Source organism: Caballeronia pedi, assembly GCF_001544915.2.
GTDB lineage: Bacteria > Pseudomonadota > Gammaproteobacteria > Burkholderiales > Burkholderiaceae > Caballeronia > Caballeronia pedi.
Genome location: NZ_FCOE02000014.1, coordinates 48,828 through 71,391, shown reverse-complemented (window position 1 = coordinate 71,391; position 22,564 = coordinate 48,828). Strand labels below are relative to the sequence as shown.

The following is a 22,564-nucleotide window of genomic DNA, read 5'->3' as shown; positions in this document are numbered from 1 at the left end:
GACCACTTGGGCGCGCGATCATCGGGAAGATATTTCCCTGCCGATACGCATGCTCCGGCGAGGTCTTCTGTAGGGAACTCTCGATGCAACTTTCAGTTTGGCAGCACCGAGCGCTGTTATGGGACTTCGTGCGCCGCGATCTCGCAACCAAATTTCGCGGCTCGGCGCTCGGGTCGATCTGGATGCTCGTGACGCCGATCCTTACGCTCGTCGTCTATTTCTTCGTTTTCAGCGTGGTCTTCAAGGCGCGCTGGTCGTCCGGCACGTCGGGCAGCAAGGAATCGGCGCTGATTCTCTTTGCTGGCCTGATTACTTTTACCTTTTTTTCCGAATGCTTTTTGCGCGCACCGATTTTGATGCGCGAGAACCCGAATTTCATCAAAAAGGTGGTGTTTCCGCTCGAGATCCTGCCGATGGCGATTACGCTCTCGGCGCTCGTGAACGCCGCAATCGGTTATGGCCTCTTGCTTCTGTTTCATCTGATCTTTGTCGGCTTGCCGCCGGTTTCGGCGCTCGCGCTGCCGATCGTGCTGCTGCCGTTCTGGTTCGCAGTGCTCGGCGTGAGTTATCTGCTCTCGTCGCTCGGCGTCTATCTGCCCGATATCAAGCTTGCGGTCCCGCCGGTCGCGATGGCGCTCATGTATCTGAGCCCGATCTTCTATCCGATCGACATGGTGCCCGAGGCTCTGCGCGTGTTCGTAAGCTGGAATCCGTTCACGCCGGTTCTTGAAAATGTGCGGCACGTATTCTTCTTCGGCACCTGGCCCGACTGGACGGGCTATTCGATTCAGATCGCGGCTTCACTCGTATTCCTGTGGGTCTGCTATTGGTTCTTCGATAAATCGAAGAAGGGTTTTCCTGACGTCCTCTGATCGAGCAAGCCAGAACCGGCGCGGATGAATGCCGGCGGGAAAAACTATGCGTGAAGTCGGTTAATCACAATGAACACAACGAAAGTAAAAGTCGGCATCGTCATCGTCACGTACAACTCGGCAGAGGTATTCGCGCTGGCGCTCGACAGCCTGCTGAGAACCGCGAGCGATACCGCGTTCGAAGTCGCAGTCATCGACAACGCCTCCGCGCCCGCGCAGCGGGAAGCCTCGCGACGCATCTTCGATGATGCCGTGGGGCGCGGGCTGCCCGGAGTCTACTTCCAGCAGGAGAAGAACCTGGGCTTCTCCGGCGGCAACAATATCGGCATGGAGCATTTCCTCGCCGATCCGGCCATCACGCATATCTGCCTGCTCAACAGCGACGTGATCGTGACCGATCACTGGCTCGACTATCTGATCGAGGACGACAAGGACGCCATCGGCCCGCTCACCAATGCGTCGAACAACGAGCAGGGTATTCCCATCGCCTACCATCTCGGCGACCGCGACAACCTCGGCGCGGGCAGCGCCGCGCTCGATCTTCCCGCGCTCGACCGCTTCGCCGAGGAGCGGCGCAAGGCGTGGTTCGGCGACGTCGTCGAAAGCGATTTCCTGAGCTATTACTGCGTTCTCTTTACACGGCGAGTCGTCGAAAAGCTCGGCTTGCTCGATACCCGTTTCTTCCCGGGCGCCTACGAGGACGACGACTACTGTCTGCGCACGCTGGAGCACGGTTTCAAGATGTACGTCGCGCGCGACGTTTACCTGCATCACTGGGGTTCCGCTTCGTTCGGCAAGCTCGATGCGCTCGAAGCGCAAGGTTTCGCCGCCGACAATCGCCGCCGCTTCGAGGAGAAGTATGGGCGCGCGTGGCAGGATCGTACCTACCTCTCCGTGACCGCGTGGAAGCAGGACTCGATCTTCGCGATCGCCCAGCCTGCTCATCCGCCGCTGCACCTCGAAACACATCGTCTCTACACGCAGCAGCTGGACAAGCTCGTCGACGGACTCGAAGCCTATCGCACGCATCTTCTGCACGAAATCAAGACGCGTCGCTCGGTGCAGAAGCGCGATCTGCGCTCGGTCGTGTTCGGCCAGTACGAAGACGAGGAGGCCGCGCCGCGCTCGCTGATTCCGGGAATCGAATCCATTTCGTCGGATGTGCGGCAGTATCTGTCCGAGCAGGGCGAAGCGGCCGCGCCGGAGGACATCGAGCGTCTGAAAGCACGTTTCGAGCATCTTGAGCGCGATATCGATGCGCTCGTCGCCGAGACCCGGGCGCTGCTCGCGCAACTGAACGCCATTCCCGCCGTCGAGCCCAAGGCCACGGACACCCTGATGAGCCGCCTGACGGCGCGTGTGGCGCGAGCTGCGCAATTTCCGGGTTCGCGGGTGAGCCGCATCGCACGGTGGCTCGAGTTCGCGGACCTCTTCTTCGGTGGCAACGGGATCATGTTCGTGGCGCCGTATCCCACCAAGGCGCGCGAGCGCGACGGCTACTTCCAGCGCGTCAAGGCGATCGATTCGCTGTTTCCGGCGCGCCGCCGCCTGTATTGCGACGTGCGCGAGGGCGGTGGCCCGAAGCCGTTCATCGAACGCGCGGGACGCAGTGCGTGGGTGCTCAACATCGCGCTCGAATCGCGCGTGCAGCGGCTCGCTGCGTGCCTGCTGGCGTGGCGCTTCAAGCGCGTCTATTTTCATAGCGTGCTGCGCATGCCCAACCCGCTTGGCCGTGCGCTTCTGCGTGTGCCGGGCGTCAAGTGGGTGCTCGACGTCCACGGCGTCGTGCCCGAAGAGTTCCGGATGCACAACGACTTCTATTCGGCGCGCATCCATGACGATTGCGAGCGCCATGCAGTGGAGCGCGCGTCGAACGTGATCGTCGTGTCGCAAGCAATGGGCAATTACCTTTCGCACAAGTATCGCGAGCTCCTGAAGGCTGACGTGATCGTGCTGCCCATCTTCGCGGTCGACGAAAGCAGCCAGGCTTCGCGCCCCTACAAAGACGGCAAGCCGACCGTGATTTACGCCGGCGGCACGCAAAAATGGCAGAACCTGCCCGCGATGATGAACGTCGTGCGCGAAGGTATCGACCTCGCAGACTGGTGGCTCTATACGCCGGATGTCGAGCAGATGCGCAGCGCGGCGGCGCCTGAAGTGGTGCATCACCCGAATTTCCATGTGTCGAGCGCGACGCGTGCCGAACTCAACGGCATCTATCAGCAGTGCCATTTCGGTTTCATTCTGCGCGACGACATGGTGGTGAACAATGTGTCGTGCCCGACGAAGCTCATCGAGTATCTTGCGTTCGGCATCGTGCCGATCGTGGATACACCGAACATCGGCGACTTCAACACCTACGGCATGCGCTATGTGACCGCGTCCGACTTTTCCGCCGGAAAAATTCCGGGTGAGCAGGAGAGAATGCAAATGGCGCGTCACAACATGGCTATCTGCGAGCAGCTCGTGCAGCAAAAGACGAGCGGCGAGCAGCAACTCGTGGGCGCGCTTGGCTGAGTCGCGGCTAACGGCGCGCGATGCCCTGCGCGCGCCGCGAGCGAGCTATCCTCAATCAGGGCAGGCGTTTCAAGAGAGAGAGTGGCTTTGGACGATTTAGCTATTCACGTTCGCAATCTGAGCAAGCGCTACGAACTGTATGCGAAACCACAGCATCGCCTGCTGCAGATGCTGTTTCGCGGCCGCAAGCAGTTTTTTGGCGAGTTCTGGCCGTTGCGGGATATTACGTTCGACGTGAAGAAGGGCGAGGCGGTCGGCATCGTCGGCCGCAACGGCGCGGGCAAATCGACGCTCCTGCAAATCATCGCTGGCGTTCTCCAGGCGACGGAGGGCGAAGTGGCCGTTCAAGGCCGCGTCGCGGCGCTGCTCGAGCTGGGCAGCGGCTTCAATCCCGAATTCACGGGGCGCGAGAACGCTTATCTGAACGGTTCCATTCTCGGCCTCACGCGCGCGGAAATGGACGCCGCCATGCCGGAGATCATTCGGTTCGCGTCGATCGGCGAGTTTTTCGATCAGCCGGTGAAGCACTATTCGAGCGGCATGATGGTCCGCGTTGCGTTCGCCGTGCAGGTGCAATTGAATCCCGACGTGCTGATCGTGGACGAGGCGCTCGCGGTTGGCGACGCGCTGTTCCAGAAGCGCTGCTACCAGCGCATCCGCGAACTGCGCGATCGCGGCGTGGCGATTCTGTTCGTTTCCCACGATATCGAATCGGTCAGAACCTTCACCGATCGTGCCATTCTGCTCGACAAGGGCCGGCTCGCCGTCAAGGGACCGTCGTCGGAAGTCGTGCTCGCCTATCGCAAGCTTCTGCACGACGAGGAGAACCGCGCGAAGCAGAGCGAGATCGATGAGCACAAGGCCGTCACGAAGGCAATCGCGACGACTGACCCCTCACCGGCGGCGTCTTCCGGCGAAGCACCGCCGGCCGACGCGGCATCGGCGGCTTCCGCAATCAGCACCGCCGCGGAGAAGGCGATGGACGAACCGCACGAACAGGGCAAGTTCGAGTTCGGCAGCCTGGAGGCGATGATCACCGACGTCACCGTGCTCGACGAAAGCGGTGAATCGTGCGCGACTTTCTATACCGGCGACATGGTGAAGGTGGTCGTCAAATTCCAGATCCGCGAGGACATGGACAAGCTGTACGTCAATCTGCGCATACGGAACAAGGAAGGCATCAAGATGTACTCTTGGGGCACCTTCAACCAGGACGCAGAAATGATGGCGGCTGGACGCGACGGTTTCATTTTCTGGGACCGCAAGTTCCGTGCAGGTGAAGAGCATGCTGTCGTCTTCACGATGGACGCATGCGCGCTTGGCGAGAATTTCTACGAGGTTCAGGCCTCGCTGATTCATCAGCAGTCGATGAACTTCTCCGATCAGGCCATCCTGCACTGGATCGACGAAGCCGCGTTCTTCATGATCCGCGCACGCGTGGACACTCATTTCTTCGGCGGCGTCTGTGACCTGCATATGCGTGCCGAACTGCAATCGGACGCGGGGAGCAGTGCGAAACCCGGCGCCGAAGCGTCGCGCGCCTGAGCGAATAACAACGGATCGGGGCCGTGAGGAGGCCCGGACGCATCTCCACTTCCGCATTCCGGAGCGTAAAGCGAATTTATGTCTGACGTGTTGCTGGCCTTTCTGCGCCAATGCCTGGTCTGTTTCGGGCATAGTCGAGTCCTGTATGTGGGCGAGGGATTGTCCGAGGCACTGCGTGTGCTGCTGGACGCCGGCTGCGATGCATACGGTCTCGCACTCGACGACGACGAAGCGCGCGACGCGGCGTCGCGCTTCGCGCCCGGCCGCGTGCATCGTGCGGACGAGTCTGGTGGATTGCCCGAAGGTGTCTCGTCCGATCAGTTCGATGGTCTGATCGTCACGCGCGGTGCTTCTCCCAGGTCCGACGCGACCGAGGCGCGAGATCGCGCAGTGAGGTATCTGCTCACGCGAAACTTCCGACAGATCGCGATGCTGGCCCGCCCGGACCCGGCTGCCGCCTTCGTGAATCGATTTGAATATCGCCTGCACGCACGCACGAAAACATCGTGGTGGTCGCAGCCTTTGCCGCGCTCGGACGATCGTCGGTCCGCGTTCTTCGAGCGGCTGCCATCCGATGTCATTCGGGAACAGGAAACGGCGTTGCCGCAGGACATGCTCGCGCATCAGGACTGCGCGTGGCCAACCGCCTTCGGCGATACCGTCGAGGCATGCGCTTTCGTGCGAATCGGCGACGTCGTGCTCGCGCTCGATTCGAGCACGGGCAGCGCGGCGCACGTCATCGCGCAAAACAGCGCGGCTCGCGCGGTAATCGGGATCGAGCCCGGCGAGGCGAGCCTCGGCTACGCACGCACCCGCTACGGCGCAGACGAACGCGTGTCTTTTTTCGCCGATGCCGCTCTTCGCACCGACCCGGCCGCTTCGATCGACGTCCTGATCGCGCTCGATTCGCAAGCCTTTGCCGCCGACGTGCTTCATGCCGAAATCGAACGCCTGCGTCCCGGCGGCCGCATGGTAGTCGGCATTACGCGCGCGCAGGCCGCGGCGTCGACGCAGGAAGGCCCAACGTCGCCGCGCACGTGGCTGCATCGCGCGTGCGGCCCGCAGGCGCCGGGCATGCTCGCGGAGCGCGCGTTCATGTCGACGGCGCGGGCGGATGGGGATACGGGCCGGACCTGGACCGAAGTCGATTTCGACGACCCCGCGGACACTGACGGCACGCTCGTCATCGTTGCCATGCGCGATCCGCTGGCGGGCAGCGCGGCGAATTTCGTCGAAACGACCTTCGAGACCGTCGACGCACCGGATTTCAACGTGCTCGCGGACAGCCAGGCGATGGTCAATCCGTGGCTCTTCAAGAGCATGATCGCGATCGGCATGCGCCTCACGAACGACGAGGCGCTCGATGCGCTCAATGCGCGGGTCATGGCGACGGCGCCTCGCGGCAGCGCGGATTTCGGCGCCGCGCTGTGCGGGCACGCGTATCGCGTGCTCGGCCGCGCGAGATCGGAGCACGAGGCTCGCACGTGCCTTGACGATATTCGCGACTATTGCGCCGCCGCCGGCGGCTCGGCGCATCAGTTGCGGTGGAAGGTCTCGTTGACCTTCGTCGCTGCGCGGCTCGCGCAGCGGCTCGGCGACTTCACGGCAGCGGAAGACTGGGCGCTTCGCTGCGCAGCGATGGACCCGATGCCATTCAGCCCGCTGCTCGGCACGAAAGTCGTGGCCGCGCTGGATCTGGCCGCGACCTTTGCGCTGATCCGCGGCGACCGGCAGGCCGCACGCGAGCGCCTGAAACAGGGCGTCGACACGGTGCGCCGTCTCCTGTCGGGCGATTGGCTCAATGTGCTCGGCAACATCGAGAAACCGCTCAGCTTCGGCTTGCCCGAAGTCTCGCAACTCGCCGAGGCCGGCGCGCGCTGCGCGTATCTGCTGAATTTTATCGACGATGCCGTCTCGCGGCCCGGATTTGTATGGCAGGAGCATCGCGGCTTTTTTGAGCGCATCCTGGACGAAAAGAGCGCAAGGCTGAGCGCGCTGACGGCGGGATACGCCGTGCTCGCGGACAACGAAGCGCGCCTCGAAGCGGTGGCGAGCCAGTCCGAAGCCGAGCGGCTCCGCCTCGAATCGATGGTCGCGGACAGCGTCGTCGAACGCCAGCGGCTCGAAGGCGTGATCGCCGAAATGAATGTGGACAGGCATAGACTCGAGTCGCTCATCGATGAAGTCAATGGCGATCGCGAACGGCTCCACCGTATGGCCGTGGACCTGGAGCAGGAGCGGGTGAGGCTGACGGACATCGTGCAAAAGAGAGGACCCACCTTGAGACAACTAGGCATGTGGAGCGCGATCAGGCGCACCCTGTTCGGCAGCGCGCAAGCGCCGGCTGTGGCCAGCGCCGAGGCGCCGCACAGTGACGCGCCCGCGGTTCCGCGTACGCCGGGCGCGCCGCTTTCGATCGACGACATCGTCGCGCCATGGCTCGCCGGATTCGCTCTCGGCGCGCGTCCCTGGCGCTACACCGAGCGTGCGGCGCGGCAACTCGGCGTGCAAGCCGATCAGCAAAGCCCGACCGGCGATGCTGACGCGGATCTCGTGATCGTGTCCGCGTCGGAACTGAAGACTCTCCCGCGCGACGACATGCGCCGAATCGTCGCGCTCTTCAGCGACACCGACGATGCCTATGCGCTGCGCAACGAGGTCTACGACAAGGTCGATCTGTGCATTGGGCTCGGTCCCCGCGCTTACGAGCGCCTCGCGCTGCTGCACCCGATGGTCGCACGCGCCGACGGCGCCGCCCTCGATACTGCGCGCCGCTTCATCAGCGCGGCCGACGAAGGCGCGGCGCTCCCCGTTCCGGCGTTTGCAGGCGAACTGCGAGGCGCACCGGTCGTGCTCTTGCAGGTAGACAGCTTCATGGTCGGGGGACTCGAACGCGTGGTGTTCGATTTGCTCGACACGCTCGCCGCCGGCGGGTTCCAGCCGATGCTCGGCGTGACCGGCGATATCGCGCCGGAAGCCGAGGCGGAACTCAAGGAGCGCCGCTTCGAGTACGTGCGGCTGCCGTCCAAGCCCGATGCGCTGCGCCGGCTATTGAAAGAGCGAGAGGTGGCGCTCGTCAATGCGCACTATTCGCTGACGCTCACGGAGGTATGCGCGTCGCTCGGCATTCCGTTCGTGCAGACCGTCCACAACATGTACCAGTGGCTCGACGAACCGAACAAGCAGAAGTGGCGACACGCTGACGAGACGACCGATTGCTACATCTGCGTCTCGGCCAACGTCGCCATGTTCGCGGATGCGAATCTGCGCCTCGCGACGGAACGCATGCTCGTGATTCCGAACGGCTGCGACTCGGCGGGCATGGTGCCGCTCGCAACGCCGGAGCGCGATGCCGGCTTGCGTGCCGAGCTGGGCTTGCCGCAGGACAGTCCGGTGTTCGTCAATGTCGCGTCGATCAATCCAGTCAAGGGACAGGGCTTGCTGATCGAGGCCTTCGCCATCGCGCACGCCGCGCGTCCGAACATCCGCCTCGTCATACTCGGCAAACATGCAGACGCAGGCTATGCGCAGCGCCTGCGCGAAAAGATCGAGCGTCACGGCATGCGGGACGCCGTGCTGATGCCCGGCTACCGGTCGGACGTGCACCGCTTCGTCGATCTGGCGCGCGCCATCGTCATGCCGTCGTTCACCGAGGGCTGGAGCCTCGCGATATCCGAAGCGGTGCAGCGTCATGCTCCGGTCATCGCGACGGATGTCGGCGGAGCGCGCGAGCAGCTGGTCGACGAAGCGAGCACGGTGATCGACGCCTACCGCACGGACTGGGCGAGCCTCGACGGTCCGCAGTTCTACGAAGCGATCGCCAATGAAGATACGCTGCACGCCGTGCGCGATCAACTGGCGGCGGCGCTCATCGCGCACGCGGACCGGCCGCTGCGCGCGGCACGCGACGCGTTGCAACGGTCGTTCACGTCGATGACCCCCGCGCAAGCCTACGAAAGGCACGCGGAGGTCTTCAAGGCTTTGCTATATCGCAAGTCCGCTACCCCGATACGTTACGCGTCGTACCGGCCGCAACGCCAGAGCCGCTATGTCTCGAATGACTAGCGCCTGCTGCCTTGCGGCCGAATCTCCACTCATAGAGGGTTTCAACGATCATGCGTAAGAAGAAAGTTGTCGTATTCGCAGGCACGAGGCCTGAAGCGATCAAGGTCATCTCGACAGTGCGCGCGTTGCGCAATGCGTCGGACGAATTCGATTCCTGTCTGTGCTCGGTCGGCCAGCATCGGGAAATGCTGATGCAGGCCTTCGCCGACTTCGGCGTTGCGCCCGACGCGAGCCTCGACGTCATGGCGCAGAACCAGACGCTCGCCGGTCTGAGCTCGCGCCTTTTCACCGCCATCGATGCCTTCCTCGAAGCCGAGCATCCGGACATCGTCGTCGTGCAGGGCGATACGATGACGGTGCAGGTCGCGGCGTTGACGGCCTTCTATCGCAAGATCAAGGTCGCGCACATCGAGGCGGGCCTGCGTAGCCGCGACATGCGCGCGCCGTTTCCGGAAGAGTTGAATCGCCGTGTCACGTCGCTCGTGACCGACGTGCACTTCGCGCCTACTTCGCTGTCGCGCGATAACCTGCTCGCCGAGCACGTCCCTGCGCATCAGATTCATGTGACGGGCAACACCGTCGTCGATGCGCTGTACCTGATGCTCGAGCGCCTGAAGACCGAACAGGTCGCACTGCCGCCGCGCGTCGAGGCGGCGCTCGCCGAGAAGCGGCGCATCGTGCTCGTCACGGGGCATCGCCGCGAGAGCTTCGGCGAGGGCTTCGAGAATATCTGCAAGGCGCTCAGCGAGCTGGCGCTGCGCTATCCGGAAGACCGGATCATCTATCCGGTCCATCTGAATCCGAAGGTGCGCGAGACGGTCAATCGCGTGCTGAGCGGGCAGCCTGGCATCTATCTGGAAGAGCCGCTCACGTACAAGCCGTTCCTGAAGCTGATGAACGCCAGCCACGTGATTCTCACGGACTCGGGCGGCATTCAGGAGGAAGGCCCGGCGCTCGGCAAGCCGGTGCTCGTGATGCGTGATGTCACGGAACGTCCGGAAGGCGTCGATGCCGGCGTGAACAAGCTGGTTGGCACGCGGGTGGAGCGGATCGTCTCCGAAGTCTCGCAGCTGCTCGATGATGAGAGCGCTTATCAGGCAATGTCGGCCGGGAAAAATCCGTTCGGCGACGGAACTGCGGGCCAGCAGATCGTCTCGATACTGCGAACGCTCAACTGATCAGGCGCAAGAGCCGCGCCGTCACGAGCGGCTCTTGCCCGGGCGATAAACCCACAGCCGCGCCGTCGCGAAGTTGACGAACATGCCGGCGATGGAACCGATCGCGACCGCGATGAGCGGTCCCGTTCCCGAGTGCGGCAACGCTCTCATCGCGAGCACGTAAGCGCCGTAGTTGCACAGGCCGCCGAACATCATCGCGACGAGGTACTCATACCACTCGCGCCACGCCGAATGCCGATGCCCCTTCGTGAACGTGAAGCGGCGATTGATGCGCCACGTCACGAAGGCCGCGCACAGAAACGAGATCAGCCGTCCGACATAAAGCCCCGTGCCCAGAGCGAGCATCGCATAGAGCACGCCGGAATCGACGAGGAAGCCGATTGCCCCGGCTATCGCAAAGCGGATGAACTGACGCATCTCAACGTGACTGCCGGCGCAGGGCGGGCACGGCCAGATAGGCAAAATGCTTGGCCTCGTTGCGGCCGCGCGTGACCGTATCGAGGACGATGCCGCAGATCAGCAGGATCGCGCCCAGGAGCATCAGGCCGCTGCTGAGAATCACGGTCGGAACGCGCGGCACGAGCCCGGTTTCAAAGAACGTTTCGAATACCGGGATGGCGAGGGCGACCGAGAGCGCCGCGCACAGGACGAAGCCGGACGAGAAAAAAGCGAGCGGCTTCTCCGTCTTGAACAGCTTCAGAATGGTCATCAGGATACGGAAGCCGTCGCGGTATGTGTTGAGCTTGCTTTCCGAGCCTTCCAGACGCGACTTGTACTCGGTCTCCAGTTCGGCGACGGGCATTCTCAGGCTCAACGCATGTACGGCCAGCTCGGTCTCGATCTCGAAACCCGCGGAGTGCGCCGGGAAGCTCTTCGCATAGCGGCGCGAGAACGCGCGATATCCGGATAGCATGTCCCGAAAGGTCTTGCCGAAGATGGTGGCGGCACAGCGCGTGAGCAGAACGTTGCCGAAGCGATGGCCCAGCCGGTAGGCGGTTTCCTCGTCGCTGAGACGCGAGCCGACGACCATGTCCAGATGCTTTTCGACCAGCAGATCGACGAGCGCGGGCGCAGCGAACGCGTCGTAGGTCGCGTCGCCGTCGACCATGACATAGACGTCGGCTTCGACGTCGGCGAACATTCTGCGTACGACGTTGCCCTTCCCCTGAAGAGGCACCGCGATGACTTCCGCACCCGCTTCACGCGCCACGCGGGCTGTGTCGTCGGACGAGTTGTTGTCGAACGCGTAGATCTCTGCCGTCGGAAGACTCTGTTTGAAGTCGCGCACCACGCTTGCGATGGCGGCTTCCTCGTTATAGCAAGGAATGACGACCGCGATGCGGGGGAAAGGTTTATCGCCTATGTTCATCTGCGGAATTATTGCACATGTGCTCGCGCGAACCGCTCCCGAGCGGGCTACGGTGCTGCCCGCGCGCGCCGCGCCGTGAAGGGCCCGGCGAAATTGAGCGCGACCAGCATCCAGCCGGCCACGAACGCGGCCCACGCCCAGTTCATGAACGGCGGAACGAATTCGAAGTGGACGGTGGAGCGTCCGGCCGGCAACGCGACGCGCTGAAATATCTCGCTGGTTTGCCCGATCGGCGTCGCCTCGTTGTCAACGGTCGCGCGCCAGCCTTGCATGAAGAGTTCGAGCCGCGTGAGGGTCGAGGCGGCGTTGCAGTCCGCGCTGATATCGTTGCGCGTATGGGCGACCAATGTGCAGCCCGGCGCGCTGAAATAGGGAGCGGGACTCGCGAGCTCGAAGACGCGCATGACCCGGTCCCCGAAGACCTCCTTCAGCTTTGCATCGGGCGTCGCATCGACATAGTGGGCGAGCGATGCGAACGGCGGCAGACCGAGCGCATCCTTTGGCGCGAGCACGTAACGGACGCCGACACGGCGGTACGCGTCGAGGTTGGCGATCAACTGGTCTGCCGCCGATGGCCCGGCGGGATCCTGGCGGCTGCCGCCGGTAAAAAGGATCGGCGGCGCGTTGCTGTCGAGGTGCCGTTCGACATAGTCGGTCCAGCTTCGCGGAATCGGCAGATCGTTGTGATTGATCGATGCAATGCCGAAGTACGAACCATAGTTTGGCTGGACCGGGCCGAGCGTCACGAAGCGTTGCAGCCCGAGGTTCTTCTGCAGGAAATACACGCCGTCGAGCACGACGGTGCCACGCGAAGGGTTGCTGAGCGTGGGAATCGCGAAATAGACCACGGCTTCCAGCGCGAGGAGCGCGGCCATCGCGCGCCGTCGCGTCTCGCTGGTGCGCGTGCGCCACGCGAAGGCGGCCATCGCCAGCAAGGTGATAGCGACGAAGATCGCATTTCCGAGCGCGAATCGGCCGTGCAGGCTCATGTCATGTCGACGCGTGGTCCAGATGGCCGCGATCACCATCAGCGCGACGAGCACGACGGCGATCTTGAACGCGCGGGACTCGGTTTCGCGAGAGAGATCGGTGAGTGCGAACCCGGCGAGCACGCACAGGCTGAATTCCCACGACGGCGGCAAATAGCGGAAGTAGGCGGCCAACTTCAGCCCCGGCACGATTTTCACAACCAGACTGGAGCCCGGAAACCCATAAGAGATGCCGATCGTCACGAACACCCACACGACGAGCGCGATCCGCAAACCGCGATGAGTCCTGCCGGTGGCTCCCGCGACTGCGAGTGCGACCAGCACGCAACCGGCATAGCCGCCGACCGCGCCCCAGAAGCCTTCGTACTCGGGAAATTGAAAGATTCCGCCGAACGCGTAGGGGGCAAGTATGCCGACGAGAAAGCCCGGACTCAGATGAATCGATTCGAAACCGGTGCCTTCGTGTCCGCCGGTGTTGGCGAGCGGCAGGTAATCAAAGAAAGGAACGAGGACGGGCGCACTGATCGCGAGCGCCGCGATTCCGCCAATCACCACGCGCCGCAGGAAGATCCAGCGATCGGCGTGTGGCAGCGCGGCGGTTCGCACGAGTGTCCAGACGAGGATCAGGAGACCATTCAGGTAGGCAACCTCGGGGAAGCCGGCATAGAGCGATGCGGCGAGGCCGATCGCCAGCAGTGCATGGCCGCCGGCCTTCGCGCGCGCGACCCGCTCGTGCAGCATCTCGATACCGAGCAACGTAAGCGGGAGGAAGGGAATCGGGTTGATGACCGCGTTCGCAAGCCAGGCGTTGGTGCCGTTGAATTCGAATGCCAGCGCGGCGGCGACGGCCGCGAGCCTCGAACAGCCGATCTTGCGCAGCAGCGCCCAGGTGGAGAGCCCGGAAATGATCTGCAGCGCGATATGCATGTACAACTGGCCGTTCTTGAGAACGAGGAGCCAGGTCAACGGAAAGAGCGCCGCGGCCTGCATTTCTCCGACGAGCGGCGTGCCCACGCCCTCGAAATGATTCCACCAGGGAATGTGACCGCTCAGGACGTCGAGCGCGGCGCGGTGGCCCAGCGCATGGCTCGTGAACGCGATGTTCGGGTCGATGGTGGGAAGGGGCGGGAAGCCGCCGAGAGGGCCGGCGCGCAGACCGTCCGCAATGCCGCCGTAGAGCAGGGTCGGGTCGGCGATCAGCAGGCCGAGAAGCAGCGGCGCGCGCACGAGAACGGGCGCGAGCACCAGGATGCCGACGCACAGCAGGGCGGTGTTCAGGCGGGCGGCAGATCCGTCGATGTGTGTGCGAAGCATGGTTGACGCAATCGGGATTTCATTGGGCAAGCGATCCTAACACCCCGACAGACCAGCGGGACTATTTGGGCATCGTGATTCCCGTCACCGTCACCATGGAGTTCAGCTGGCCGACGCTCACACGCACCACGTCGGGGGCGGAACAACGTGGGTCCGTGTAGTAAAGGAACTGCCGCGCATGGGTGTCGCCGTAATCGATGAGCGAGAACGCATTTCCACTGCCGAGGAAAAGCCAGAAGTGAGCGACACCCGAATCTTGCGGCGGCTCGTCTGGCGCGAAGCAGAATGTCGTGTCGTGCGTGATCCGAACGTTTCGGACGGCATTCTGCACCTCCCTGATGCCGGCTCCATACGGCGACGACATGAAGTCATTGCGAAACGGCGCGCCGTTCTCCGTCGAATAGAAAATAAAAACAAAGCTCAATAACAACAGACTCCGCGAGCGCCAGTCGCCCGCCCGTTGAACCGGGACGGCGTAATTGCTGAACAGCATGAGCGCCAGCGCAATGTAAGGGATCGCCAGATAGCCGAGAGTGCGCTGGTCGCCGAGAAAAAAGAGCATCGCGAACGCGGTGACGAAAGCGCCCGCCAGCGGGAGCGTCAGCAGGTAATTGCGCCTGAGATTGGCGAGCGTCAGCGCGATCATGGCCGCGAAGAGCAGTCGATACCACGCGCCGATCATGCCCTTGCTCAACAGGTCGTCGTAGTAGCGCGCGCGCATGATCGAGTGCCCGAGCGACAGATCGAGCTTGTAGTACACGGGCGCACTATGGGAAATCGCAAGCGACCACGCAATCGTGCACGCAGCCAGCAAGGCGAGCGTCGCCATGACCGGGATGAATCGTGGAACCGGTGTGCGGCGGTGGCGAAGAAGTAGGTATATGCCAACGAAAACGAGGGCGAAGAACGACGAGACGTTCGAGAACATCGCCAGCAGGTAGACCAGCGACGCGCGGATGATCCGGAAGCTTCCTGCATTGACGCTGCGTACGATCGAGGAGATGAACCAGAACGAAAACAGATGGGCGATCGTGTGCTGCGAGTTCGATATCCATGACGCGTGCGGGATGGTCGGCGGCATGTAGAAGTAGACCGAAGCTGCCGCGGCGGCTATGTAGGGATCGAGTCCGAAGCCGCGCAGGGTCCGGTAGATGAATACGCAGACCCCGGCGATGACCGCCAGGTTGAAGTAGAAGAAGTTGCTGCTGTCCATGCCCAGCAGATGCGAGACCAGATAGAAGTAGAGGTCGCGCGTGACGGGGCGTCCGAAGTTGGTCGCGGGATTGAAGAGCTCCGGCAACTTGATCGTCGCGTAGACTGGCCAGAACTGGAAGTCGTCCTGAAAGAAGTACGAGCGGCCGATGATTGTGACGTAACTCGCAAGGCTCAGCGCGCAGATCGCGAGACTGACATACCACAATGTTTTCTTGACCGAGTCATACCTCGATAGGTATTCCACCTCTTGATTCCTCACTCGTAACGACAGCGTATGGTGACTGGTTTTCCCGGCGCTTGCAGAGCGCCCGATGTGCCTCGGACGGTTTGGTCGCATCGCGTCGATAAAATTCCCCGGCTCGATCAAATTCGAAGTTTCGACCTGTCACGAGGCTTGCGGCGCGTGTCGGAGGAGAAGTGATCAGCGGCCTGGCTTCACTGTCGTATGCCAGGGGCTGCCTGGCGCAGCTTCGATGAGATACGCGCCGTCCGGCTGAACGGTTATCTTCGAGGGCATGGTTGGCGCATGGAACCGCGTAGCGCCGTTTGCGAATAGAAGCACGAGAAATGCAACTGCCACATAACGCGACAGCTTCAGCGGACTTTTTGCCGCGGCAATTGCGAGTGCCCAGATGCACAGCACAAAGGGCGTGAAAGTGTACCTGGCGACGCCATCGTAGAACCACTGCACTGCGACCGCAGGGGCATCGTTTCTCACTACGCCCAGCATCCAGAGGGCCACGGTCATGGCAAGCGCGATGATATTGACGGCGCGCCACCGTCCTGCTGGCGAGAGCACGCAGGCCAAAAATATAACCAAAGTAGCCAGCGCCGCGTACATCGACGAGTCACCGGTGGCGGGAAGCACCTGCGGAACGAACAGGGACTCCATCACGAAGTTATTCAGGAAGGTCTCGATCCACGGATAGTGGAAGTACTCCGATAACGGGTGTTGCGGGTGGCGGTCGTTTGCGAACTTATATATCGCCAACTGAGTGAGGCCTGCTACGAGTACGATCAAGAACGGCGCAAGGCGTCGAAGTCCCTTCTCGCGTCTGGACGCCACCAGCGCGCCAGGAACTGCGAGCGGCACGAGGATGGCGCTGAATGGCCCAGTGAACGCCAGCACGAGAACGATGAAGCATCGAGCAAAGAGGTGGTCGCTATGCTCGCGTCCCAGCGTGTCCAGCAACATGACCATCAACAACGGCCCCAGAGTCCATTGCAGATTGGTGAGGTTCAGCCAGCTCTCCCCTGTGTGCGGCAATAGAACCGGAGCTAGCGCAATCACGAACGCGGCGGGGCGCGGAACATATCGAACGGCTATGGCGTAAAGATAGCTACAGACCGATGCTGTGAGGAGTGCGCACGTCCACGCAAAAGCTATCGCAATTCCCTGCGGATCTGCACCGAGGGCTCGATACGTAAAAGCGACCAGTCGCGGAATGACGTGAAGGTACCCCGCGTACGGCATCAGGATGGAATGTGCGCCGAACTTGTACGCTTGCCCAATGAATACGGTAGCGTCTTCCGCCCAAAGATAGCCTTGCTGTAGTCTCTCCGGCATCCTGTAGAGCAACAGCACGACGACGATGAAGTACGTCAGCACGATGTCGGCAGCGAGTGAAGAAGGCGCGCGGGCGCGCTCGCCAGCCGACGGACAGAGATTCTCACTCACGGTCTTGTCCTTTCGAATTTATCGGCATGTGCGTCGCACTGTTCATCAATCCGGGCTCGACAAGAGGTGGGGAGTCTGCTTCAAGGTTTCAGAGACTTGCCCGTTTGAACACGAAGCGCGGCACGTTGCGGATGATGAACATGATGCCCCACCAGAACCACGGCGTATAAAGCACGTCCTTCTTCCGTTCGATACCGCGCACGATATCCTTCGCCACCTTCTCCGGCGTCGCGACGAGCGGCCCGGGCAGCGGCAGGCCCGCGGTCATCGGCGTGGCGACGAAGCCCGGCTTGATATCGACGACATGCACGCCCACCTTGAAAAGCCGCGCACGCAAGCCTTCCAGAAACGCCTGCAACGCGGCCTTCGCGCTGCCGTACAGATAATTCGACGGACGCCCGCGATCTCCCGCCACCGATGAAATGACGGCGAGCACGCCATGCCGCTGCGTTTCGAGCTGGTTGGCGATCGGCGTGAGCAGCGCGATCAGCGAGAGCGCGTTGGTGTGAAACTCACGCACCGCAACGGCCGCATCGCTCTGACACGCCGCCTGATCCGGCAGCGTGCCCGACGCGACCAGCACGATATCGATCGAATCCATGTGCGCGGCGCAGTCGGCGAGCATTGCGGCGTGATCGTCGAGTCTGTCGATGTCGAGCCGATGCACTGCGGCCGCAGCCGCCCCGCGCGCGGTCAGATCGGCGGCGACCTGTTCCATGCGTTCCCGATTGCGCGCGACGAGAAAGAAGCGCGCACCTTTGGCGGCCCATTCGCGCGCGCAGGCGATGGCGATGGCGGACGTGGCGCCCACGATGACGATATTCTTCATAAGCCGGTCATTCGTTTCCAGAAATGCGACAGCATGGCCGGATCGCGAAGCGACTCGAGTTGCTGCCATTGAGGATAGGCGGCGCGAAAATCGGCGCCCGACATGTGCGCGTCCTTGGCCGGATAGATGCGTCCGCCCGCGTTGCGCACGATCGCATCGAGCGCGGCGAAGAGGTGCGAATTGCGCAGCTCGTGCTGCGGAAAGTCGAGTGCGAGCGACGTGCCTTGCATCGGAAAAGACAGCAGTCCGGGCGATGGAATGTCCCCGCAACGCTTGAGCACCGCGAGAAACGAGCCCGTGCCGCTCGATGAAATGCGATCGAGCATCGCGCGCACCGCATCGCGCGCGCTCGCCGCCGGCACGACGCACTGATACTGCTGAAACCCCGGCGGCCCGTAGATGCGGTTCCATTCGAGCAGGCTGTCGAGCGGATAAAAATAGCCGTCGTAACCGACGCGCGAAATCTCGATGGGCTTGCGCTGACGCCGGTAATACAGTTCGTTGAACGCGCGCAGCGTGAGCCCGTTGATGAGCGAGACGGGCGGCGTGAACGGCACGCGGCGTTTGGGCCGTTCCACGACATCGAGCGAGCCGTGGATCGCGTGATCGCCCGCCATGAAGATGCCGCGGCCGAGCGCGGGCCCGCGGCTCGCGCAATCGACCCATGCGACGCAGTATTCGTGCTTCGCGTCGTACGTCTCGGACAGATCGAAGAACTCGTCGAGCTTGCCGAAGCGGATGCTCGTCACATCGATGAGGCTCGTGCGGATCGGCATCAACGAAAATTCGGCCCACAGGATGAGCCCGGTGAGGCCGAGCCCGCCGATCGTCGCGTTGAAGAGTTCCGTGTTCGTTTCGGGTGAACACTCGATCAGCGAGCCATCGCTGCGCGCGAGGCCGAACGCGCGGACGTGCCGCCCGAACGTGCCGCGCACATGATGATTCTTGCCGTGCACGTCGTTGGCGATGGCGCCGCCGAGCGTCACGTACTTCGTGCCCGGCGTGACCGGCAGCATCCAGCCGCGCGGCACCGCGAGGGCGAGAATCTGCTCGAAGGTGATGCCCGGTTCGGCGCGCACGATGCCGCGCGTCCAGTCGGCGGCGATGATGCGATCGAGCGCGAGCGTCTGGAAGACGTGGTCCGAACTCGCGAGGCACACGTCGCCATAGCTGCGGCCGTTGCCGAAGGCGAGCGTCGTGCCGTGCGCGGCCTGCACGTCGCGCCAGTGGGCCTGCGCCTCGTCGCGCCAGTACGCGGCGTGCGCGGTCTGCGGCAGGCGGGGGTAGCGGCCCCAGGAGAGGAGTTCGCTCATCGGTCAGGCCGCGAGCCAGAAGGCGAAGGCGCATAGCGCGACGACCAGCAGGCTCATGCGATCGCGCGCGGCGAACACGATAGGGTCGTCGTTCATTTTGCCGCGATGCGCGATGACCCACGTGCGGCTGATCCAGTAGAGCATCACGGGACAGGCGATCCAGATGTACTGCGGATGCCGATACAGCGCCGCCGTGTGCTGGTCCTGAATGTACAGCGCCAGCACGAGCACCGAGATATAGCCCGACGACGTGCCGAGCGACGACACCACGGAAAGATCGCTCGCCAGATAGCCGCGTCCACGCGTCTTTTCACGCCCGGCGCTGAGCGTCGCGTGCAGTTCGGTATAACGCTTGACGAGCGCGAGGCTCAGAAAGAAGAACATCGAGAAGGCGAGCAGCCAGAACGTCGGACGCACACTGATCGCGGCTGCGCCCGCGATGATTCGCGTCGTATAGAGCGCGGCGAGGGTAACGACATCGACCATGACGCGACGCTTGAGCACGAGCGAATATGCGAGTGTCAGCGCGTAGTACCCGAGCAGCACTGCGTTGAAGCGCCACGGCAGAAAGGCGAGCGCGATTCCGAACGCGGCGGCGAGCAGAACGGGGCAGAGCGCCACGCCCCACAGAAGCGGCATCGTGCCGGCGGCGAGCGGGCGTTTGCGTTTGACCGGATGATGACGATCGTCTTCGAGATCGAGCAGATCGTTGAGCAGATAGACGCTCGACGCACAGAGTCCGAACGCGAAGAACGCGAGCACGGCCAGCCCGACGAGCGCGGGCGAATCCAGCTTGTGTCCCGCGAGCAGCGGCACGAAGATCAGGAGATTCTTGAGCCATTGATGCAGGCGCAGCGCCTTCGCCCAGACCTTGTGCGACGGCGGACGACTCTCGAAAACCTGCTCGATATTTTCGCCTTTGGCGGCTGCGCGCACGACGCCCGCGTGCGGATTGACGACATAGGCGCGGTCGGCGGACTGCCAGACGGCGATATCGTCGTGCGAATTGCCGACGTAATCGAAGCCCTTTTCGCCGTATTCCGCGACGAGCCGCTCACGCTTGCGGTGCGAAGAGAGATTGACCTGCTCGTCGGTGGCGAACACGCGGTCGAAGATGCCCAGATACTCTGAGATCCGGTGCGCAAACGATTCGTGGCTGGCGGTCGCAAGCACGATGCTGCGGCCGGCCGCACGCATTTCCTCTAGCCACGCGATGATCTGCGTGTTGTACGGCAAGGTCGTAACGTCGATGCTCACGTATTGCGCGAGTCGCGATTTGAGCGCCGGTTTGCCGCCTCTGGACAACCAGAGCAGCGGCTTATAGAACCTGTGCGGGAAGGATCTCACGAACGCGAATCCACTCTCGACCAGAATGTCGGAGTGAATCAAGGTGCCGTCGAGATCAACGACGATGGGCTTGGTCATTCAGTTCACGATGAGATGATCGCGTAAGCCCACAGCGAGGCCCCGAACTGGACCTGAGCAGAAACCACGGGCCGCTTGACGCGGAAGGATGCTGCGTTTTGTGGGGAATTTATCACAAACGGGAGCGTTATTCGTTCAGATATACTCACCCGCTCGCCAGGACATCTCGAGCCGAAAGGCGTTCGAATCCGCAGATGCAAGGGCCGCTGAAAATGTCGAATGACCGTTCCGGTCCTGGATTGGATACATGCAACTCGCCCTCCTCTACACCTTCTTCGCAGCCATCGCTACCTTGGCCAACATCGGCGCGCAGGACCTCACCACGCGCGCTTACAGCGGCCCGTGGCATATTCTGCTGTCGGTGATCATCGGCACGGGCGTCGGCCTCGTCGTGAAGTACGTGCTCGACAAGAAATGGATCTTCCGCTTCAAGGCGGAAAACGCGCGCCACGATGCGACCATGTTCACGCTCTACGTCACGATGGGCCTCGTCACGACCGCGATCTTCTGGGGCGTGGAATTCGGCTTCGACTATCTCTTCAAGACGACTGAAGCGCGCTACGTCGGCGCGTGCATCGGCCTGGCGATCGGTTACGTCATCAAGTACCGGCTCGACAAACGCTTCGTGTTCCGCAGCTTCTCCTGAACCCCTGCGGCCCGCCGATACGCTCATCGGTCAGATCGCGAGCCAGAATGCGATGCCGCACAGCGCGACGACCAGCAGGCTCATGCGATCGCGCGCGGCGAACACGATGGGGTCGTCGTGCATTCTGCCGCGATGCGTGATGACCCAGGTCCGGCTGAACCAGTAGAGCATCAGCGGACAGACCATCCAGATGAATTGCGGATGCCGGTAGAGCATCGTGGTGCGCTCGTCCTGGATATACAGCGCAAGCACGAGCACCGAGATGTAGCCCGACGACGTCCCGAGCGACGACACAATGGCCAGATCGCTCGCCAGATAGCCGCGTCCTCGCACACCCTCGCGTCCGGCCTTCTGCATCGCGTGAAGTTCGGTGTAACGCTTGACGAGCGCGAGGCTGAGAAAGGCGAACATCGAGAAAGCCAGCAGCCAGAAGGTCAGCGGAACATGGATCGCGGCGGCCCCGGCGACGATGCGCGTCGTGTACAGCGCGGCGAGCACGACTACATCGATCATCACCTGGCGCTTGAGCGCGAGCGAATAGGCGAGCGTCAGCATGTAGTAGCCGAGGAGGGCCGCGTTGAACTTCCACGACAGAAAGGTCAGCGAGATCGCGAAGGCGGCGGTGAGCAGAATAGGGCACAGCGCCACGCCCCAGGCGAGCGGCATCGTGCCGGCGGCGAGCGGGCGCTTGCGCTTGACCGGATGCTGGCGATCGTCCTGCAGATCGAGCAGGTCGTTGAGCAGATACACGCTCGATGCGCACAGTCCGAACGCGAAGAACGCGAGCACGGCAAGCCCGATCGCGGCAGACGAATTCAGTTGATGCCCCGCGAGCAACGGAATGAACACCAGCACGTTCTTGAGCCACTGATGCAGGCGCAGCGACTTCGCCCAGACCTTGGGCGCCGGCGGGCGGTTCTCGAAGACTTCCGCGATGTTGTCGTGCTTCGATGCCGCGCGCACCACGCCCCTGTGCGGATTGACCACGTAGGCGCGGTCGGCGGCGGCCCAGACGGCGACATCGTCGTGCGAATTGCCGACATAGTCGAAACCCTTCTCGCCATACTCGGCGACGAGCCGGTCACGCTTGCGATGCGAAGAAAGATTGACGTGCTCGTCGGTGGCGAACACGCGATCGAAGATGCCGAGATGTTCCGCGATGCGCTGCGCGAACGACTCGTGGCTCGCGGTCGCGAGCGCGATCGAGCGGCCCGCGGCGCGCATGTCCCGCAGCCAATTGACCACCTGCGCGTTGTAGGGAAGCGTCGTGACGTCGATGCTCACATGCTCGGCGAGCCGCGATTTCAGCGCCGGCTTGCCGCCGCTCGACAGCCATTGCAGCGGCTTGTAGAACTGCTGCGGGAACGATCTGAGAAACGCGAAGCCGCTCTCGACGAGAATGTCGGAGTGGATCAACGTACCGTCCAGATCGACGACGATGGGCTTGTTCATACAATACGCGATAGGAGATCGGTTAAGCCCACAGCGCGCCCGGCCTGAACCAGAAGGACCGGGTTCGTTGCGGGCGCGACAGAATACTCCACTTGCTGGCGGAATTTAGCACAATGTGTAATGGCATCGATTCGTCCGCCGCTCGCCACGCCTGATG

At 62.8% G+C, this 22,564-nt stretch carries 15 protein-coding genes; 6 read left to right on the top strand and 9 right to left on the bottom strand.

What is annotated here, in order from left to right; translation table 11 throughout:
- Positions 1-83 precede the first annotated feature (83 nt).
- From AWB80_RS21410 to wecB, 5 genes are all read left to right on the top strand, one after another.
- On the top strand, positions 84-872 hold the full coding sequence (locus tag AWB80_RS21410) for an ABC transporter permease (RefSeq protein WP_087131494.1): 789 nt from the start codon (positions 84-86) through the stop codon (positions 870-872).
- A gap of 69 nt (positions 873-941) precedes the next feature.
- Entirely contained in the window at positions 942-3,389 is a 2,448-nt protein-coding gene (locus AWB80_RS21405; RefSeq protein WP_061176661.1) for a glycosyltransferase, read from the top strand.
- Positions 3,390-3,476: 87 nt separating this feature from the next.
- Positions 3,477-4,934, top strand: a complete 1,458-nt coding sequence (locus AWB80_RS21400; protein WP_425266873.1) for an ABC transporter ATP-binding protein — start codon at positions 3,477-3,479, stop codon at positions 4,932-4,934.
- Between the two features lie 159 nt (positions 4,935-5,093).
- Entirely contained in the window at positions 5,094-8,999 is a 3,906-nt protein-coding gene (locus AWB80_RS21395) for a glycosyltransferase (protein ID WP_143328112.1), read from the top strand.
- A gap of 50 nt (positions 9,000-9,049) precedes the next feature.
- Positions 9,050-10,177 carry a non-hydrolyzing UDP-N-acetylglucosamine 2-epimerase gene (gene wecB / locus AWB80_RS21390; RefSeq protein WP_061176658.1) on the top strand — a complete coding sequence of 376 codons (1,128 nt, stop codon included), beginning with the start codon at positions 9,050-9,052 and terminating at the stop codon, positions 10,175-10,177.
- Positions 10,178-10,198: 21 nt separating this feature from the next.
- Here wecB and AWB80_RS21385 read toward each other — a convergent pair whose 3' ends face one another.
- The 8 genes from AWB80_RS21385 to AWB80_RS21350 form a co-directional block, all read right to left on the bottom strand.
- Positions 10,199-10,594 carry a GtrA family protein gene (locus AWB80_RS21385; RefSeq protein ID WP_061176657.1) on the bottom strand — a complete coding sequence of 132 codons (396 nt, stop codon included), beginning with the start codon at positions 10,592-10,594 and terminating at the stop codon, positions 10,199-10,201.
- A gap of 1 nt (position 10,595) precedes the next feature.
- Entirely contained in the window at positions 10,596-11,546 is a 951-nt protein-coding gene (locus AWB80_RS21380; RefSeq protein WP_061176656.1) for a glycosyltransferase, read from the bottom strand.
- Positions 11,547-11,593: 47 nt separating this feature from the next.
- A complete protein-coding gene (locus tag AWB80_RS21375) occupies positions 11,594-13,849 on the bottom strand; it encodes a YfhO family protein (protein ID WP_061176655.1) in 2,256 nt (751 codons plus the stop codon).
- Positions 13,850-13,910: 61 nt separating this feature from the next.
- Positions 13,911-15,431: a hypothetical protein gene (locus tag AWB80_RS21370; protein WP_143328111.1), complete on the bottom strand. Its 1,521-nt coding sequence runs from the start codon at positions 15,429-15,431 to the stop codon at positions 13,911-13,913.
- A 54-nt stretch (positions 15,432-15,485) separates the two neighbouring features.
- A complete protein-coding gene (locus AWB80_RS21365) occupies positions 15,486-16,742 on the bottom strand; it encodes a hypothetical protein (protein ID WP_061176653.1) in 1,257 nt (418 codons plus the stop codon).
- Positions 16,743-16,830: 88 nt separating this feature from the next.
- The gene (locus AWB80_RS21360) at positions 16,831-17,571 is read right to left on the bottom strand and encodes an SDR family oxidoreductase (protein ID WP_061176652.1); all 741 of its coding nucleotides are present in this window, start codon (positions 17,569-17,571) and stop codon (positions 16,831-16,833) included.
- Entirely contained in the window at positions 17,568-18,884 is a 1,317-nt protein-coding gene (locus tag AWB80_RS21355) for an FAD-binding oxidoreductase (RefSeq protein WP_061176651.1), read from the bottom strand. Before AWB80_RS21355 ends, AWB80_RS21360 begins: the two co-directional genes overlap by 4 nt.
- A gap of 3 nt (positions 18,885-18,887) precedes the next feature.
- The gene (locus AWB80_RS21350; RefSeq protein WP_061176650.1) at positions 18,888-20,309 is read right to left on the bottom strand and encodes a UbiA family prenyltransferase; all 1,422 of its coding nucleotides are present in this window, start codon (positions 20,307-20,309) and stop codon (positions 18,888-18,890) included.
- A gap of 247 nt (positions 20,310-20,556) precedes the next feature.
- Here AWB80_RS21350 and AWB80_RS21345 point away from each other — a divergent pair, with 247 nt between their 5' ends.
- Positions 20,557-20,955, top strand: a complete 399-nt coding sequence (locus AWB80_RS21345) for a GtrA family protein (protein WP_061176649.1) — start codon at positions 20,557-20,559, stop codon at positions 20,953-20,955.
- A 30-nt stretch (positions 20,956-20,985) separates the two neighbouring features.
- Here AWB80_RS21345 and AWB80_RS21340 read toward each other — a convergent pair whose 3' ends face one another.
- On the bottom strand, positions 20,986-22,407 hold the full coding sequence (locus AWB80_RS21340; RefSeq protein WP_061176648.1) for a UbiA family prenyltransferase: 1,422 nt from the start codon (positions 22,405-22,407) through the stop codon (positions 20,986-20,988).
- Positions 22,408-22,564: the final 157 nt, after the last annotated feature.

Excerpts from the sequence above, each read along its gene's own strand:
- AWB80_RS21355 (WP_061176651.1), bottom strand. The coding sequence starts at position 18,884 with ATGAGCGAACTCCTCTCCTGGGGCCGCTACCCCCGCCTGCCGCAGACC.
- AWB80_RS21405 (WP_061176661.1), top strand. The coding sequence starts at position 942 with ATGAACACAACGAAAGTAAAAGTCGGCATCGTCATCGTCACGTACAAC.
- AWB80_RS21375 (WP_061176655.1), bottom strand. The coding sequence starts at position 13,849 with ATGCTTCGCACACACATCGACGGATCTGCCGCCCGCCTGAACACCGCC.
- AWB80_RS21410 (WP_087131494.1), top strand. The coding sequence starts at position 84 with ATGCAACTTTCAGTTTGGCAGCACCGAGCGCTGTTATGGGACTTCGTG.
- AWB80_RS21345 (WP_061176649.1), top strand. The coding sequence starts at position 20,557 with ATGCAACTCGCCCTCCTCTACACCTTCTTCGCAGCCATCGCTACCTTG.
- AWB80_RS21380 (WP_061176656.1), bottom strand. The coding sequence starts at position 11,546 with ATGAACATAGGCGATAAACCTTTCCCCCGCATCGCGGTCGTCATTCCT.
- AWB80_RS21340 (WP_061176648.1), bottom strand. The coding sequence starts at position 22,407 with ATGAACAAGCCCATCGTCGTCGATCTGGACGGTACGTTGATCCACTCC.
- AWB80_RS21385 (WP_061176657.1), bottom strand. The coding sequence starts at position 10,594 with ATGCGTCAGTTCATCCGCTTTGCGATAGCCGGGGCAATCGGCTTCCTC.
- AWB80_RS21360 (WP_061176652.1), bottom strand. The coding sequence starts at position 17,571 with ATGAAGAATATCGTCATCGTGGGCGCCACGTCCGCCATCGCCATCGCC.
- AWB80_RS21350 (WP_061176650.1), bottom strand. The coding sequence starts at position 20,309 with ATGACCAAGCCCATCGTCGTTGATCTCGACGGCACCTTGATTCACTCC.
- wecB (WP_061176658.1), top strand. The coding sequence starts at position 9,050 with ATGCGTAAGAAGAAAGTTGTCGTATTCGCAGGCACGAGGCCTGAAGCG.